The sequence below is a fragment of the Methylocystis sp. JAN1 genome (assembly GCF_052186135.1).
GTDB lineage: Bacteria > Pseudomonadota > Alphaproteobacteria > Rhizobiales > Beijerinckiaceae > Methylocystis.
Map to the genome: position 1 here is coordinate 2,276,857 of NZ_CP181499.1, position 14,383 is coordinate 2,291,239.

The window sequence follows — 14,383 nt, forward strand, 5'->3', positions numbered from 1 at the left end:
CAATGATGGTTGCGATGTTTGCGCTAATCTTCCCGCCGCCAGTCGCCGCTCTTCCCGCCTTCTTTCGAGACGAGCTCCACGCCCTCGATGCGCATCGCGCGATCAGCAGCTTTCAGCATGTCGTAGATGGCGAGGCAGGCGACCGAGGCCGCGGTCAGCGCCTCCATTTCCACGCCCGTCTTGCCGGTGACGCGGGTTTCAACCTCGACGCGAAGCCCAGGCAGCGACTCGTCGGGCGTGATCTCGACGCTCACGCTGGAAAGGGGCAGGGGATGGCAGAGCGGGATAAGGTCGCTCGTCCTTTTGGCGGCCATGATCCCCGCAATGCGCGCGACGCCGAAGACATCGCCCTTTTTTGCCTCTCCGGCGATAGCCAGCGCCAGCGTCTCGGCCGTCATGACGACGCGGCCGCGCGCACGGGCGACGCGCTTCGTGTCCGCTTTGGCTGAGACGTCGACCATATGGGCGTCGCCAGCGGCGGAAAGGTGGGTAAGCTGGGTCATGCGGGCGCTTTTGCGCTTTTGTGGGGCCTGTGACAAGACTCCGAAAGGGACGCCGGTTCCCTTCTACGTCATTCGCCTTCTTCGCGCGGCGTGACGCCACACGTTACAGGATGATCGACTCGTCGACCGCGCCCTCCTGGAAATCTTCCTCAAATCTGGCGACGAAACCGCCCTCCTGCAGGCGGAGGACCGTCGCCTTCTTGCTCCCAACGAACAAAGTGCTGCCGACAAGGAGCGTCGTCTTGAGGTTGACGGCGACATTCACGCCGGAGGCCGAGACGTCGTTGATCCGCGCTATGCATTCCTTACCGTTGGGAAGGCGCAGCGTGGTCAATTGGGTCAGCGGCGCGAAGCGTTTGTGGCGGCGGTTGTCGGCCATGTCGAAGGCGCCGCGGTTGGCGTGCCAGACAAGCAACTCGGCGATCTTCTTGTGTTTGAGGGGCGGGAGGCTCAAGCCGACGACGAAACCCTCGGCCTGATGGCGCTCGACCTTCCCCTCCAGACGGCCGAGATCGCCGGTATAAATGATGAGCGGCGTGCCGATCGCCGGCGTGGCGTCGCACGCAATGAGCATTTCGTCGGTCGACATTTCCAGGACCCGGCAGGAATGTTCCTGCTTCGATGGAAGCATGAAGCGGCCGTCCAGGTCGATGCGCACTTTATTACGGAGCTTGTGCTTGGCGTCGCTTACGTCTGAATCCAATCTGTTGGACATATGAACCCTCGAAGCGCGTAAAGGCTGAGTTCGAGATAGACGCCAATGTTGTCATTGAAGATTTAATCTCTTCCTGACGCACAGGCCCGTCATACCGCCGCTTCTGCTGGGAAAAACGAAATTCTTCCAGTTTTTCAATGACCAAGAAGGAAATTAAACATAACTCACCGATCACGATGAAAAAATCACGGCGGGCGCGGGCATGTGTCGCAAAAGCCCGCGCGTCAGCCGTTCAGCAATTTTCGCGTCGCCGCCTCCACGTCAGCCTGGCGCATGAGGCTTTCGCCGACGAGGAAAGTGAAGACGTGCGACTTCTCGAGCCTCAGACAGTCTTCGTGAGTCGTAATGCCGCTTTCGGCGACGATGATCTTTTCGCGCGGCACTTTTTCGGCGAGACGCTCGCTCGTTTCGAGCGAAACCGAGAAGTCATGAAGGTTGCGGTTGTTGATGCCGATGAGCTTCGTTTCAAGAGCGAGCGCGCGATCCAGTTCTCGTTCGTTATGGATTTCGACCAGAACGTCCATGGAGAGATCGTGCGCCGCGGTGTTCAGCGCTTTCGCCTCCTCGTCGCTCACAGCGGCCATGATGACGAGAATGCAGTCGGCGCCGTAAGCCCGCGCCTCGTAAACCTGGTAGGGATCGAACAGGAAATCCTTGCGGATCGCCGGGAGGTGCGTCGCTTTGCGGGCGGCCTCGAGATCTTCGAGCCTGCCCATGAAGGAGGGGCCGTCGGTGAGCACCGAGAGGCAGGCGGCGCCGGCCTTCTCATAGGCGTGAGCGAGTTTCGGCGGATCGAAGTTCTCGCGAATGATTCCCTTGGAGGGCGAGGCCTTTTTCACCTCCGCGATGAGGGCGATGCGGCGCGCATTCAGTTTCGCCTCGATCGCATGAACAAAGCCGCGCGGCGGATCGTGGTCGCGCACATTGCGCTGCAGCGTCGCGAGCGGCATGCGCACCTTGGCCTCTGAGATTTCGGTGCGCTTATAGGCTTCGATTCGGTCAAGAATATCGGTCATGTCTTTCGCCTGAGGGAGACGCGCCGCGCGCCGCCGGTGATTCAGCTAAATGAATAGCGGATCGAAGGCTGCAAGCCTATCCCACAGAAGGTCGCGCCGTCATGGGGCCCTCAATCCGACCCCCGCCGACGCAGGGGTCGGATGAGGGCGGCGCCCCCGTCACCCCTCGGCGTTCGAATGCCGGACCAGCGCGTCCAGTTTCTCCGCCGCCGCGCCGCTATCCAGCGCCTGCGCGGCAAGCCGTGCGCCCTCGCCTATGTCGGCGACGCGCTCCGCCACGACAAGGGCGACGGCGGCGTTCAGCACGGCGATGTCGCGATAAGCGTTCTTCTCGCCGGCCAGCACGGCCCGCAGGGCCTTGGCGTTGTGGGCGGGATCGCCGCCGACGAGGGCCTGCGGCGTGGCCCGCGGCAGGCCGGCGTCCTCGGGCGCGATGTCGAAGCTCCGGACGGCGTCGTCCTCCAGCGCCACGACATGCGTGACGCCTGTCGTGGTCGCCTCGTCCAGCCCGTCGCTTCCATGCAGGAGCCAGGCGCGCCGGGAGCCGAGCGCCTTGAGAACCTGCGCCAGCGGCGCCAGCCAGTCGCGGGAATAGACCCCGATGGTCTGCCGATCGACGCGCGCGGGGTTACAGAGCGGCCCGAGCAGGTTGAAGATCGTTCGCACGCCCAGTTCGGCGCGGACGGGGGCGGCGTGCCGCAGAGCGGGGTGGTGCGTCGGGCCGGCCATAAAGCAGATGCCGGCGTTTTTCAGACAGGCGGATGCGGCGGCGGAGGAAATGCCGACCTTCACGCAGAGTTCGCCCAGCACGTCCGATGCGCCCGAGCGGGAAGAGGACGCCTTGCCGCCGTGCTTGGCGACGGTCGCTCCGCAGGCGGCGGCGATAATGGCGGCAAGCGTCGAGATGTTGTAGGTGCCGGCGCCGTCGCCGCCCGTGCCGACAATGTCGATGGCGCCCGGCGGCGCCTCTACGGGGGTCATGACGGCGCGCATGGCCTCGGCGGCGCCGATGATCTCCTCCACGGTCTCGCCGCGCATGCGCAGGCCCATGAGGAAGGCGCCGAGTTGCGCGGGAGTCGCGGCGCCCTCGAAGATGAGCGAAAAGGCCGCGCGCGCTTCCTCGCGGGCGAGCGGATGGCCCTCCGCGAGGGCGGCGACATAGGGTTTGAAATCGCTCACGCCACCTTGGCCCGGCCGCGCTTGGACTCGTTCCACTCCGCCGCCAGATCGAGGAAATTCTGCAAAATCCTGTGGCCGTGCTGGGAGGTGATGCTTTCGGGATGGAACTGCACGCCATGGGTCGGCAGCTCATTATGCGAGAGCGCCATGATCAATCCGTCCGGCGTCTCGGCGGTGATGCGCAGGCAGGAGGGCAGGGTTTCGCGCTTCACGACGAGCGAGTGGTAGCGCGTCGCCTGGAAGGGGCCCTCAATGCCGCGAAACACGGCGTCGCCATGGTGCAGGATCGTCGCCATCTTTCCGTGGATCGGCAGCGGGGCGCGGATCACCTCGCCGCCAAAGACCTCGCCGATCGACTGATGCCCCAGGCACACGCCGAAGATGGGGATCGTCACCGAAGCCGCCTCGATGAGGTCCATGCAGATGCCCGCCTCATGCGGCGTGCAGGGGCCCGGCGAAAGCACGATGGCGTCCGGCGCCTCGGCGAGCACATCCGCAACCGAAACCGCGTCGTTGCGATGCACGGCGACATTCGCCCCGAGCTGGCCGAAGTAATGGACCAAATTGAAGGTGAAGCTGTCGTAATTATCGATCAGCGTGACGTTGGGCATGTGCTTTCCGGAGCGGGCGCGGGGCGCGGCGTGAGTTGGTTTCCCAATAGGACGGGAGGGAGAGTTAGGCAACCTTCCCGCGGCGTTTGCCCATCCGCCCGGATGCGGGAGGAGGGGCTTGCTCACGATGCGATCTCCCGCCTCGGAAACCGCCAGTCCGGCCGGGCGTCGCGGATCATCATGATCTCCGCGAGCGATTGCCGCGTCAGCAGCCCGAGCAGCCGCCCCTCGGCGTCGACCACGCCGACGGAATCGCCGGCGTTGAGGATCGGGAGAGCGGCGTCGACCGTCTCATGGGCGCCGATGGTCGGGACCTCCTTCTTGGCGAAAGGCGCGACTGGGGCGCCGGGCTCGGAGACGCGCAGGGCCTCGACGATCTCCGCTCGCGAAAGGAGCCCGGCGGGCCGACCGGCGTGGTCCACCACGGGAAAGTCGTCCTGCGAGGTCGCCAGCAGGATGTCGACGGCCTCGCCCACCGTCGAGCCGCGGTTCAGCGTCGCGATGCGATGCTCCATGGCGTCGCGGGCGGGGAGGCCCCGCGCGGCCTCGGCCATGGTCGTCATCTGCGCCTCGCCCGCCGCCGCCATGTAGACGAAGATGGCGATGAAGAGCAGCATGGGATGGCCGAAGAGGCCGGCGAAACCGAGGAAAAGGGCGAAGCCCTGGCCGATCATCGCCGCGATGCGCGTCGCCCTGGCCTGGCCGAGCCACATGGCCAGCGCCGCGCGCAGCACGCGGCCGCCGTCCATGGGGAAGGCGGGAATGAGGTTGAAGACGGCGAGAAAGACGTTGGTCGCCGCGAGCCGTTCGAAAATGCTGATCGAAGGGTCGCTGATATGGGCGGCGTCTCCGAGATTGAAAGCGCCGGCGACAGCGATCAGCACCGCCGCAATGGCGATGTTCACCGCCGGTCCCGCAAAGGCGATCAGCAGCTCCTGATAGGGCTTTTGCGGCATGGACTCCATGTCCGCCACGCCGCCGATGGGGAGCAGCGTCACCTCGGGCGAGACGATGCCGAATCGGCGGGCGGTGAGAATATGCCCGAACTCGTGCAGCACCACGCAGAGGAAAACGGCGGAAATGAATAGCACGCTCTGTCCCGCGGCCTGGGCGCCGCCGCGCTGGAAGGCGGCCATCCCGATCCAGGCCAGGAAGAGCAGCAGGGTGACGTGTATCCGCACGGCGGTTCCCTTGAACGTGCCGAGCGTAAAGGACCAGCGCATGACTCCCCCGAGAGTGCGTCAATCTTCCAAGAAATAGGCGCTCCCGGCAGGTTAGGCCAGAGCGCATCGGCGAAGGGCCGGGCGATCGGGTGAACGCCGGGCATGAGCAAATCCTCCACTTTACGTAAAGGGAGGTATGGGGCGGCTAACGTCCGAGATTGTTGTTCGTCCGATCGCCTGGGCGAGACGCGGCTATCCGGCGATCCGCTCTTTTGGCCAGAGCGGCCAGGTCTTCACGCGGAACCAGTCCATCATCGGCGGGAAGAAGGCGAGAATCACGATGCCGATGGAGAACAGGCACCAGATCGCCGGAATCTCGTTGTTCTGGCTTGTCAGCGTACTGGCGAAGACCGGGCCCAGCAGCAGGTGGAAGAGAGTGAAGCGCCAGGACCCGTAGATAATCGGCATGACGAAGACCGCCAGCATATAGAAGGGCAGTCCCCAATTGGCGCCGATGAGATCCTCGACCCGGGTCCCGAGGCCGTTGAGGGGAATATCCCACGCGATATGCCAATCGCCCGAGCGCGTGCAGAGCGTATTTGCGCACAGCGATTCCGGAACGCGGCAGGAGCCGGCCCATTCCAGGGGCAGAAGTTGCGCCAGCGTCAGAGCCGAGCACAGGCCGCAGACGAGATAGACGCAGAACCGGACGCGCCGGCGCACGTCGGCGGGTATCAGCTCCAGCGATATGGCGTTGATGAAGGCGGGCTGGATCGCAATGTGCAGGAAAGACAGGAACGTTATCGCGCGATTGGCCGGAGTCCCGCAGGCGTTGATGACGAGATAGCCCGCCGCCTGCAACGCTTCCATCAATGAGAAAAAGGCGAGGGCGACCCAGATCGCCGTTGGCGATCCCTGCCGCCGGGCCATGATGGACGCCCCGCCGCCGATCGCGGCCACGCCGACGGAAACCGGCAAATTCCAGCACATGAAGCCCCCGATCCGCTCTGCTCAAATTCGCCGCTTCGGAAGCTTAACAGAATTGTCTGACTTAAATCAAAAGCGCCGGGGCGCGCCCGAGGGCGGCCGCCGGCGAAGTCTGCGACGGAAAGAAGGCGGGATGGATCAGAGACGGTAGCGGATCTGGTCGGTCCAGAAGCGCTCCAGACGGGTCAGCGACTGGTTCAGGTTGCGGAACTCGTCGCAGGACACGCCGCCGATATGCTCGATCGTCGTGGCGTGCTTGTCGTAGAGCTGCGCGACGATGTCGTGCACTTCCTTGCCTTTCGGCGTCAGGCTGATTCGGACCGAGCGGCGGTCTAGGCGCGAGCGGGCGTGATGCAGATAGCCCATCTCGACGAGCTTCTTGACGTTGTAGGAAACGTTCGAGCCGAGATAATAGCCGCGGGTGCGCAGCTCGCTCGCAGTCAGCTCCTTGTCGCCGATGTTGTACAGCAGCAGGGCCTGAACCGAGTTGACGTCGCCGCGGTCGCGGCGGTCGAATTCATCCTTGATGACGTCGAGAAGGCGACGATGCAGGCGCTCGACGAGGGTCAGCGCTTCCAGATAGACCGGACGAATCTCGCTGATGCGTTCCACGCGGGCCTGCTGGGGGGCGGTCTTCGTAACGGCGCTCATCTTCTTCTCCATCGTCTCTTGATGTGTCGCGTTGATCGCTTGATGGGCTCAAATTAGATCGACGCGAATGAACTTGAGTTTAAATAACAGGCTGAATCCGACGTTTACCTAGGATTGCCCGGTTTCGGTGAACATCCGCTAAATTGCAACGATCGATTTACGCTGAATCCGCCTTAAAGATATCGCGCGTTTTGCTCAGATTTGTCGAAGAATTTAATCGATCGCGGCCGCGAGGATTAAGAAAACCGATCTTTTCTCCTTGTGGAAAACTCGGAGCTCGATAAGCTGCGCAGTGTCGGCGGATCGCCGAGCCGTCCGGGGAGACCGGACGCGCCATAGCATGAGGGAGCCTCATGAGACGCTACGACCTCGCGGTCTTCATCGGCCGTTTCGAACCCTTCCATCTCGGGCATCTTTCCGTCCTTCGTCGCGCGCTCGCGCTTTCCGAGCGCGTCGTCGTGCTTGTCGGCTCGGCCGAGGCGCCGCGCACAGCGAAAAATCCGTGGAGCTTCGCGGAACGCGCGGTAATGATTCAGGCCGCGCTCGGCGAGGAGACGGGCCGCGTGACGGCGCTGCCTCTGCGCGACCATCTCTACAACGAAAACGCCTGGCTCGCGGAGGCGCAGGCGCGGGTCGCCGGCGCCGCCGGGGACGCAAAGAGCATCGCTCTGTTCGGCCTCAGCAAGGATGCGTCGAGCTATTATCTGAAGGCCTTTCCGCAGTGGGAGCTTGTCGACGCGACGAGCGTGCCGCTGCTCTCCGCGACGGAATTGCGGCGGCAGCTTTTCTCGGAAGAGCCCGGCGCGCTGCGTTTGATCAAAGCGAATGTGCCGGCGCCTGTTTTCGAAATCATTGACGCCTTCCGCAAGACCGAGGCCTATCGCCAAACGCTCGATGAATTCCGGCATGTCGAAAGCTACCGCGCCGCTTGGGCCAGTGCGCCCTATGCGCCGGTTTTCGTCACGGTCGACGCGGTCGTCGCGCATTCGGGGCATGTTCTGCTCGTCAAGCGCAAGGCGCAGCCGGGGCGGGGCTTATGGGCCTTGCCAGGCGGCTTCGTCGGTCAGGACGAGACGTTGCATGACGCGGCGCTTCGGGAATTGCGCGAGGAGACGCGGCTGAAAATTCCTGCGCCTGTCCTACGCGGCAGCCTGCGCGGCGAAGCCGTGTTCGATCACCCCGATCGCTCCTTGCGGGGCCGCACGATCACCCACGCCTTCTATTTCGAATTCCCGGCGGGAGAGCTGCCCGCCATTCGCGGCGGCGACGACGCGGCGCGGGCGCGGTGGGTTCCGATCTCGGAAGCGCAGGCCATGCGCGCGAGCCTGTTCGAGGATCATTTCTTCATCCTCGAACATTTCTTAGGGGCGGGGTGATGATTCCGCCCGTCGGCGGGAGGGGCGAGGCGACGGAGCAATCCGGCGCAGCCTTATTGACCGTCGGCGCCGCTATGCGCGCCGCCGCCATCCTCGCGCCAATGCGCATGGAATACGCCGATGATTTCGCCCCAAGGGGAAAGACCCCGAAGCGGGCTCACGCGCGAAGGAGTTTCGCCATGTTCGCCGTCAATCCGATCCTTAACACCGACAGCTACAAGACAAGCCATTATCTGCAGTATCCGCCTGGAACCACCCGCGTTTTCTCCTATGTGGAAAGCCGCGGCGGCGCCTGGGACCGGACGGTTTTCTTTGGGCTTCAGGCGATCCTGAAGCTGGAGTTTCTCACGCCCGTCACGCGCGCGCATGTCGAGGAAGCGCGCGATCTGCTGGCGCCGCATGGCGTGCCGTTCAACGAAGCGGGCTGGCTGAGGCTCATCGAGGAACATGGCGGCTTTTTCCCGCTCGAAATCCGCGCGGCGCCGGAGGGAAGCGTCATTCCCGCGCACAACGCCATGATGACCATCGTCAATACGGACCCGGAATTTTTCTGGCTCACTTCCTACGTCGAGACGGCGTTGCTGCGCGTCTGGTATCCGGTCACAGTCGCGACGATAAGCTGGCAGGTGCGCCAGTCGATCAAGGCGGCGCTGGAGAAGACGGCGGACAATCCACAAGCCGAGCTGCCGTTCAAACTGCATGATTTCGGCGCGCGCGGCGTCTCGAGCTATGAAAGCGCGGCGTTGGGCGGCCTTGCGCATCTCGTGAGCTTCAAGGGCACGGACACGCTCGCGGCGCTTCTGGCGGCCCGCGCTTTCTATCACGAGCCGATGGCGGGTTTCTCCATCCCCGCCGCCGAACACAGCACGATCACGGCATGGGGGCAAGAAGGGGAGATCGACGCCTACGCCAATATGGTCGCGCAATTCGGTAAGCCGGGAAGGGTTTTTGCCTGCGTCTCGGATAGTTACGACATATTCGCGGCCGTCGACCGTCTCTGGGGCGAGGCCTTGCGCGAAAAGGTCGTGGAGAGCGGCGCGACGCTCATCGTGCGCCCCGACAGCGGCGATCCGGAGACGATCGTCGCGAAAACCCTGGAGCTGTTGGCGGCGCGCTTCGGCTTTGACGTAAATTCGAAGGGCTACAAAGTGCTTCGTCACGTTCGCGTCATTCAAGGCGACGGGGTGAATCCCGAGAGCATCAAGGCGATGCTGGCGCGCGTCGTCGCCGACGGATTCAGCGCCGAGAACCTCGCCTTCGGCATGGGCGGCGCCCTCTTGCAACGGCTCGACCGCGACACACAGAAATTCGCCTACAAAGCGAGCGCGGCTGAGATCGGCGGCGCATGGCGCGACGTGTACAAGGACCCGGTGACCGACCACGGCAAGCGGTCGAAACGCGGCCTGCTGGGGCTCGTGAACGAGGGCGATTACAGGACTGTCGCCGTCGATCATGAACGTTTCGAGCCGCTTGGCGGCGGCGACAACGTCTTGAGGCCCGTCTATCGCAACGGCGCGCTGCTGGTCGATGAGCCGCTGTCCGTCATTCGCGAGCGGGCGGCCGGGGCTTGATTGATGCGGCCATTGGCGTCGAACATGCATGGCCGCGCGACGGCCTGGTTTGCGCGAAGGGTTTCGGACAAAGAAGGCGCGCCGGCCCATGCACGAAGGCCTCGCATGGCGGATAAAGAAGAATGGGTCGTCTGGAACGGCTCGCTGGGCGTCCTGGTTATGGCGGGGCTGGGCCGGATCGAGGAAGGCGAAGAAGGCAGGAGCGCCTGGCTCGCGCCGCCTTACGATGTCGTCGGTCCGTTCAGCCTCGATGACCTCGAAGCGCTGGGGCGGATCGCTTTTGGCGAATGCCTCGTCATGTCGCGCCGGAGATGGCGGGAAGATCAGACTGATCTGCGCATGGAGGGACGCAAGAAGCGCGCGGCCTTCCAATTCCGGTTCGCCATTCGCGAAGACAATGATGCGGCCCATCGTGAAGCGCTGGATCTGCCCGCCGAAGGCGCGCTCGAAGCATCGGAGGTCAACGCCGCCTTTCGGCGGCTCGCCAAGCGGGCGCATCCCGACGCGGGCGGCAGCAATGAAGATTACCGCCGCATCGCCGCGGCGCGCGACGCGTTGCTCGATCGGCTTGCCCACGTCTCGTAGGAATCAGCTCTCCGGCGGCGGGGCGGCGCGCACGCGGGCTTCCATCTTTCGCCGCCGACGCTCGCGGAGGCGCTGGCTGTCCACGTCGCGGCCCGCCTCGAAGGTCAGCGCGAAATACATCAGAATGAGCACGGCGTTGACCCCGATGAGCCAGTAGCCGCCGACGAAGAAGCCCGGCATGCTGAGGGTGAGGAAAATCTGCGCGCTCGCGATCAGGAGCCACAAAACGCCGCCCCAGGGCGTCGCGAGCCAAAGGCCGACGCCGGCGACCAAGTCGAGCACCGCGAAAAAGATCACCGCGAAGGCCGCGTTTTGCGGCATGGTGTCGAAGATCGATTGCTGGGCCGTGAGCACGACGCGCCAGTGCATCAGACCCTGCAGCAGCCAGAACAGCGCCACGATGCGCATGAAGCGCGACAGCAGCATGCCCCATTTCGCCGCATCGCCCGCGGGACCGGGATCGCCCACGCGGATCGGCCGGTACGGGTCGTCGCCGTCGTCGTAAATGGTGGGGTCGGCCATTAACGGTCCTTAGCGGGGACGAGCGTCCTATTGGCCGCGGCGCGCGCGGGCGGCGAATCTAACGGCTTCCTCGGCGGCGCGGAAGAGCGCCATGGATTTGTTCACGCATTCGCGGTTCTCATATTCCGGCTCGCTGTCATAGACGACGCCGGCGCCCGCCTGCACATGCATCCTGCCGTCCTTCACGATGGCCGTGCGCAGGACGATGCAGGTGTCCATCTGGCCGCCCGAGCCGAAATAGCCGATGCAGCCGCCATAAATGCCGCGCTTGTCGGTTTCGAGTTCGTCGATGATCTCCATCGCGCGCACCTTGGGCGCGCCGGAGACCGTGCCGGCCGGAAAGCCCGCCGCCAGCGCGTCGATGCAGTCGAAGCGATTGTCGTCCAGTTCGCCCTCGACGTTTGAGACGATGTGCATGACGTGGCTGTAGCGCTCGATGGCGAAGCTGTCGGTGACGCGCACCGTGCCGGTCTTCGCGACGCGGCCGACGTCGTTGCGGCCGAGATCGAGCAGCATGAGATGCTCGGCGCGCTCCTTCTCGTCTGCGAGAAGCTCGGCGGCCAGACGCTCGTCCGCCGCCTTGTCGGCGCCGCGCCAGCGCGTGCCGGCGATGGGGCGGATCGTGACCTTGTTCTCGGCGACGCGCACGAGAATTTCGGGGCTGGAACAGACGATCTGGAAGCCGCCGAAGTCGAGGAAGCAGAGGAACGGCGCGGGATTCACCCGGCGGAGCGCGCGATAGAGCGCGAAGGCCGGGAGCGCGAATGGCGCGGTGAAGCGCTGCGAGAGCACCACCTGAAAAATATCGCCCGCGCGTATGTATTCTTTCGCGCGCTCGACCATTTCGAGGAAGCGCGGCTTCGGCGTGTTCGAGACCGGCTGCTCGGCGAGCAATTGCGGATCGCAGCCGGCGTCGCGATGGTCGAGCGGCGCCTCCAGCGTCGCAACGATCCTGTCGAGACGCGCCAGCGCCGCCTCGTAAGCCGCCTTCGCCGAGACGCCCTGCCTCGGGCGCACCGGCGTCACAATGGAGATTTCGTCCTTCACCGTGTCGAAGACGACCATGACGGTCGGACGCAGCAGCAGCGCGTCGGGGACGCCGATTTTGTCTTCCTTGGCCGGGGCCAGACGCTCCATCTGGCGCACCATGTCATAGCCGAGATAGCCGAAGACGCCCGCCGCCATGGGCGGCAACTGCGCGTTCGAGCCCGGCACGGCGGATTCGGCGATGAGCCGGCGCAACGCAGCGAGCGGCGGCGCGTCGCAGGCAGCGAAGGCGCTCTTGTTCGCCAGCGCGTCGCGGTTGATCTCCGCCTTGTCGCCGACGGCGCGGAAGATCACGTCAGGATCGAGGCCGATCATGGAATAGCGGCCGCGCGCCGCCCCGCCTTCCACGGATTCCAGCAGAAAGGCCGCGCCGTCGCGTTCGCGAGACAGCTTCAGATAGGCCGAAACGGGAGTTTCGAGATCGCCGACAAGGCGTGTCACGACGAGCGTCGGGCGGCCGGCGTCGTAATCGGGGCCGAAGGCCCCGAAATCAGGCTCGAACATGGCGCCGGTCACTGTTCCTTTTCCACTCCTGTCGCGAGGCGCAGCGCCTTCTCGTTGATGTCGACGTTGAGCGCTTTTTCAAGGCCGCCGACATATTGCTCGAGCAGGTCGTTCTGCAGCGCGGGCTTTAGCTGCTCGGCAATGGTCTTGGATTCGATGGAGTTCGGATCGAAGGGCGGCGTCTGCGCGTCCTTCACGACGAAGATCAGCTTGCCGCCGTCAACTGTGACAGCGCCCGAACCGCCGGGCGCGACCTCGAAGAACTGCACGATGGTGTTGGTCGCGAAGTCGGGGCGCTGCGCGCGCTTCACGTCGGTCGCGCGCTTCACTTCAAGGCCCAGCGCCTTGGCGGCGTCGTCGATGGACTGGCCGCCCTTGATCTTCGCCACGATCTCGTCGGCCTTGGTTGCGAGCGCCTTCTGGGCGCTCTCGGCGCGCATGGCCTCGGCGACCGCGCCCTTCACTTCCTCGAAGGTCTTCTGGCGGGCGGGCTCGACGCCGTCGACCTCGAACCAGACATAGCCGCCGTCGCGCGTCGCCACGGTCTCGTTATCGACGCCGACATCGGAAGCGAAAGCCGCCTTCAGCAAATCCGCGCCGGCGGGAACGTCCAGGGGCTTGCCGTCCTTGCCGGCGCCGGCGTCGTCCACGGCCTCGATCACGCGGGTCTTGAGGCCGGCGGCCGCGGCGGCTTCCGCAAGCGGCTTGCCGGCGGCGCGCTGGTCCTCCACCGCTTCATGCAGGCGGCGGACTTCCGGGGCGGCCTTGCTCTGGGCCACCTCGGCCTTGAGCTGATCCGCCACCTGCTCGTAGGTCTTGGTGGTGATCGCCGGCGTAATTTTCTTCACGACCGAGACGACCGCGCCGAAGGCGGTGGCCACGGGCTCGGCGACGCCGGGCTGGGGCAGGGCGAAGACGGCCGCGCCCACTTTGGGGTCGCCAAAGTCGCGCTGCTCGACGAAGCCGAGATCCACATCCTTGGGATTACGCTTCAACTCGGCGGCCAGGGCGTCCACGTCGGCGCCGCCCTTGAGTTTGGCGATGGCCTCCTGGGCCTCCTTTTCGGTCTTGAAGACGAGCTGGCGAACCTCGCGCTTTTCGGGCGTGCCGAAGCGCTTGGCCTTCACCTCGTCATAGAGCTTGCGGGCGTCGGCGTCCGACACGTCGGCGGGCTTGGCCACCGTCGCGGGGCTGACTTCAAGAACTGTCAGCTTGCGATATTCCTTGGCGCGGAAGGTCTGCTCGCGATCGTCGAAATATTTCTTGAGCTCCTCCTCCGATGGCGTCGCGCCGGCGCCGGCGGCCGAGATCGGCAGGATGAAATAGTCGACCGAACGGGCCTCGTTGCGGAAGCGGTGGATCGCCTCGATCATGAGCTTCGGCGGCTCGACGCCAGTAATCACAAGATCGGTAAGGGTCTTGCGCAGATAGGCGGTCTTCTGGTCGGCCACGAAACTGCGCTCGGTGAAGCCGGCGTCGCGCGCGATGGCCTTGAATTTCTCGGCGTCGAACTTGCCGGCCGTCTGGAAGGCCTTTTCGCTCGCGATCATGCGCTGGGTCGCCTCGTCGCTCATGGCGAGGCCGAGGTGGCGGGCCTTCTGGTCGAGGGCGACGTCGGTAATCAGGCGCTCCAGAACCTGCAGGTCCATCCCGGCCTTGTGCGCCTCCTCGGCGGTGACGGCGCGGCGCAGGCGCTGCTGGATTCGGCGTAGATCGTTCTGGAAGGCGTTCCGGAACTGTTCGACCGTCACTTCGCCCGAGCCGACCCGGGCCAGCCGCTGGGCGGTCATCCCTCGGAAGACGTCGCCGACGCCCCAGATCGCAAAACTGACGACAATGACCCCCATCACAACCGCCATGATGGTGCGGCCGATCCAGTTCTGCGATGCGACGCGCAGGCCCTCGAGCATGATTTCCGGTTCCCTGTTCGTGTTTTTCGGGCGATCCGCCCCC

14 protein-coding genes are annotated in these 14,383 nt (G+C 64.8%); 3 read left to right on the forward strand and 11 right to left on the reverse strand.

Annotation, left to right across the window (positions count from 1 at the left end; all coding sequences use genetic code 11):
• Positions 1 to 23: 23 nt before the first annotated feature.
• The 8 genes from moaC to ldtR form a co-directional block, all read right to left on the reverse strand.
• Entirely contained in the window at positions 24 to 503 is a 480-nt protein-coding gene (gene moaC / locus ACNHKD_RS10810; RefSeq protein ID WP_442753493.1) for a cyclic pyranopterin monophosphate synthase MoaC, read from the reverse strand.
• A gap of 103 nt (positions 504 to 606) precedes the next feature.
• Positions 607 to 1,218, reverse strand: a complete 612-nt coding sequence (locus ACNHKD_RS10815; RefSeq protein ID WP_442753494.1) for a PilZ domain-containing protein — start codon at positions 1,216 to 1,218, stop codon at positions 607 to 609.
• Between the two features lie 224 nt (positions 1,219 to 1,442).
• On the reverse strand, positions 1,443 to 2,234 hold the full coding sequence (gene trpC / locus ACNHKD_RS10820) for an indole-3-glycerol phosphate synthase TrpC (RefSeq protein ID WP_442753495.1): 792 nt from the start codon (positions 2,232 to 2,234) through the stop codon (positions 1,443 to 1,445).
• Positions 2,235 to 2,393: 159 nt separating this feature from the next.
• Positions 2,394 to 3,413, reverse strand: coding sequence for an anthranilate phosphoribosyltransferase (gene trpD, locus ACNHKD_RS10825; protein WP_442753496.1), 1,020 nt, complete (start codon positions 3,411 to 3,413; stop codon positions 2,394 to 2,396).
• Positions 3,410 to 4,024: an anthranilate synthase component II gene (locus ACNHKD_RS10830; protein ID WP_442753497.1), complete on the reverse strand. Its 615-nt coding sequence runs from the start codon at positions 4,022 to 4,024 to the stop codon at positions 3,410 to 3,412. Before ACNHKD_RS10830 ends, trpD begins: the two co-directional genes overlap by 4 nt.
• A 122-nt stretch (positions 4,025 to 4,146) precedes the next feature.
• Positions 4,147 to 5,247 carry a site-2 protease family protein gene (locus ACNHKD_RS10835; protein ID WP_442753498.1) on the reverse strand — a complete coding sequence of 367 codons (1,101 nt, stop codon included), beginning with the start codon at positions 5,245 to 5,247 and terminating at the stop codon, positions 4,147 to 4,149.
• A gap of 192 nt (positions 5,248 to 5,439) precedes the next feature.
• Positions 5,440 to 6,177 (reverse strand): DUF5765 domain-containing protein, encoded by a 738-nt coding sequence (locus tag ACNHKD_RS10840; RefSeq protein WP_442753499.1) that lies wholly within the window; start codon positions 6,175 to 6,177, stop codon positions 5,440 to 5,442.
• 135 nt (positions 6,178 to 6,312) lie between these two features.
• A complete protein-coding gene (ldtR, locus tag ACNHKD_RS10845; protein ID WP_442753500.1) occupies positions 6,313 to 6,825 on the reverse strand; it encodes a transcriptional regulator LdtR in 513 nt (170 codons plus the stop codon).
• Between the two features lie 353 nt (positions 6,826 to 7,178).
• Here ldtR and ACNHKD_RS10850 point away from each other — a divergent pair, with 353 nt between their 5' ends.
• From ACNHKD_RS10850 to ACNHKD_RS10860, 3 genes are all read left to right on the forward strand, one after another.
• The gene (locus ACNHKD_RS10850) at positions 7,179 to 8,201 is read left to right on the forward strand and encodes a bifunctional nicotinamide-nucleotide adenylyltransferase/Nudix hydroxylase (protein WP_442753501.1); all 1,023 of its coding nucleotides are present in this window, start codon (positions 7,179 to 7,181) and stop codon (positions 8,199 to 8,201) included.
• Between the two features lie 179 nt (positions 8,202 to 8,380).
• Positions 8,381 to 9,772 carry a nicotinate phosphoribosyltransferase gene (locus ACNHKD_RS10855; RefSeq protein WP_442753502.1) on the forward strand — a complete coding sequence of 464 codons (1,392 nt, stop codon included), beginning with the start codon at positions 8,381 to 8,383 and terminating at the stop codon, positions 9,770 to 9,772.
• 105 nt (positions 9,773 to 9,877) lie between these two features.
• Positions 9,878 to 10,357 (forward strand): J domain-containing protein, encoded by a 480-nt coding sequence (locus tag ACNHKD_RS10860; protein WP_442753503.1) that lies wholly within the window; start codon positions 9,878 to 9,880, stop codon positions 10,355 to 10,357.
• A gap of 3 nt (positions 10,358 to 10,360) precedes the next feature.
• Here ACNHKD_RS10860 and ACNHKD_RS10865 read toward each other — a convergent pair whose 3' ends face one another.
• Genes ACNHKD_RS10865 through ACNHKD_RS10875 form a run of 3 tightly spaced genes read right to left on the reverse strand, consistent with a single transcriptional unit; the run spans position 10,361 to position 14,340 of the window.
• Positions 10,361 to 10,879 carry a DUF6163 family protein gene (locus ACNHKD_RS10865; RefSeq protein ID WP_442753504.1) on the reverse strand — a complete coding sequence of 173 codons (519 nt, stop codon included), beginning with the start codon at positions 10,877 to 10,879 and terminating at the stop codon, positions 10,361 to 10,363.
• Between the two features lie 27 nt (positions 10,880 to 10,906).
• Positions 10,907 to 12,430: an anthranilate synthase component I gene (gene trpE, locus ACNHKD_RS10870; RefSeq protein ID WP_442756885.1), complete on the reverse strand. Its 1,524-nt coding sequence runs from the start codon at positions 12,428 to 12,430 to the stop codon at positions 10,907 to 10,909.
• Positions 12,431 to 12,438: 8 nt separating this feature from the next.
• Positions 12,439 to 14,340, reverse strand: coding sequence for a SurA N-terminal domain-containing protein (locus tag ACNHKD_RS10875; protein WP_442753505.1), 1,902 nt, complete (start codon positions 14,338 to 14,340; stop codon positions 12,439 to 12,441).
• Positions 14,341 to 14,383 lie beyond the last annotated feature (43 nt).

What these genes read in the sequence shown, in the direction of transcription:
- ACNHKD_RS10850 (WP_442753501.1), top strand. Translation starts at nt 7,179, where the DNA reads ATGAGACGCTACGACCTCGCGGTCTTCATCGGCCGTTTCGAACCCTTC.
- moaC (WP_442753493.1), bottom strand. Translation starts at nt 503, where the DNA reads ATGACCCAGCTTACCCACCTTTCCGCCGCTGGCGACGCCCATATGGTC.
- ACNHKD_RS10875 (WP_442753505.1), bottom strand. Translation starts at nt 14,340, where the DNA reads ATGCTCGAGGGCCTGCGCGTCGCATCGCAGAACTGGATCGGCCGCACC.
- ACNHKD_RS10835 (WP_442753498.1), bottom strand. Translation starts at nt 5,247, where the DNA reads ATGCGCTGGTCCTTTACGCTCGGCACGTTCAAGGGAACCGCCGTGCGG.
- trpC (WP_442753495.1), bottom strand. Translation starts at nt 2,234, where the DNA reads ATGACCGATATTCTTGACCGAATCGAAGCCTATAAGCGCACCGAAATC.
- ldtR (WP_442753500.1), bottom strand. Translation starts at nt 6,825, where the DNA reads ATGAGCGCCGTTACGAAGACCGCCCCCCAGCAGGCCCGCGTGGAACGC.
- ACNHKD_RS10865 (WP_442753504.1), bottom strand. Translation starts at nt 10,879, where the DNA reads ATGGCCGACCCCACCATTTACGACGACGGCGACGACCCGTACCGGCCG.
- ACNHKD_RS10855 (WP_442753502.1), top strand. Translation starts at nt 8,381, where the DNA reads ATGTTCGCCGTCAATCCGATCCTTAACACCGACAGCTACAAGACAAGC.
- ACNHKD_RS10815 (WP_442753494.1), bottom strand. Translation starts at nt 1,218, where the DNA reads ATGTCCAACAGATTGGATTCAGACGTAAGCGACGCCAAGCACAAGCTC.
- ACNHKD_RS10830 (WP_442753497.1), bottom strand. Translation starts at nt 4,024, where the DNA reads ATGCCCAACGTCACGCTGATCGATAATTACGACAGCTTCACCTTCAAT.
- ACNHKD_RS10840 (WP_442753499.1), bottom strand. Translation starts at nt 6,177, where the DNA reads ATGTGCTGGAATTTGCCGGTTTCCGTCGGCGTGGCCGCGATCGGCGGC.
- trpE (WP_442756885.1), bottom strand. Translation starts at nt 12,430, where the DNA reads ATGTTCGAGCCTGATTTCGGGGCCTTCGGCCCCGATTACGACGCCGGC.
- ACNHKD_RS10860 (WP_442753503.1), top strand. Translation starts at nt 9,878, where the DNA reads ATGGCGGATAAAGAAGAATGGGTCGTCTGGAACGGCTCGCTGGGCGTC.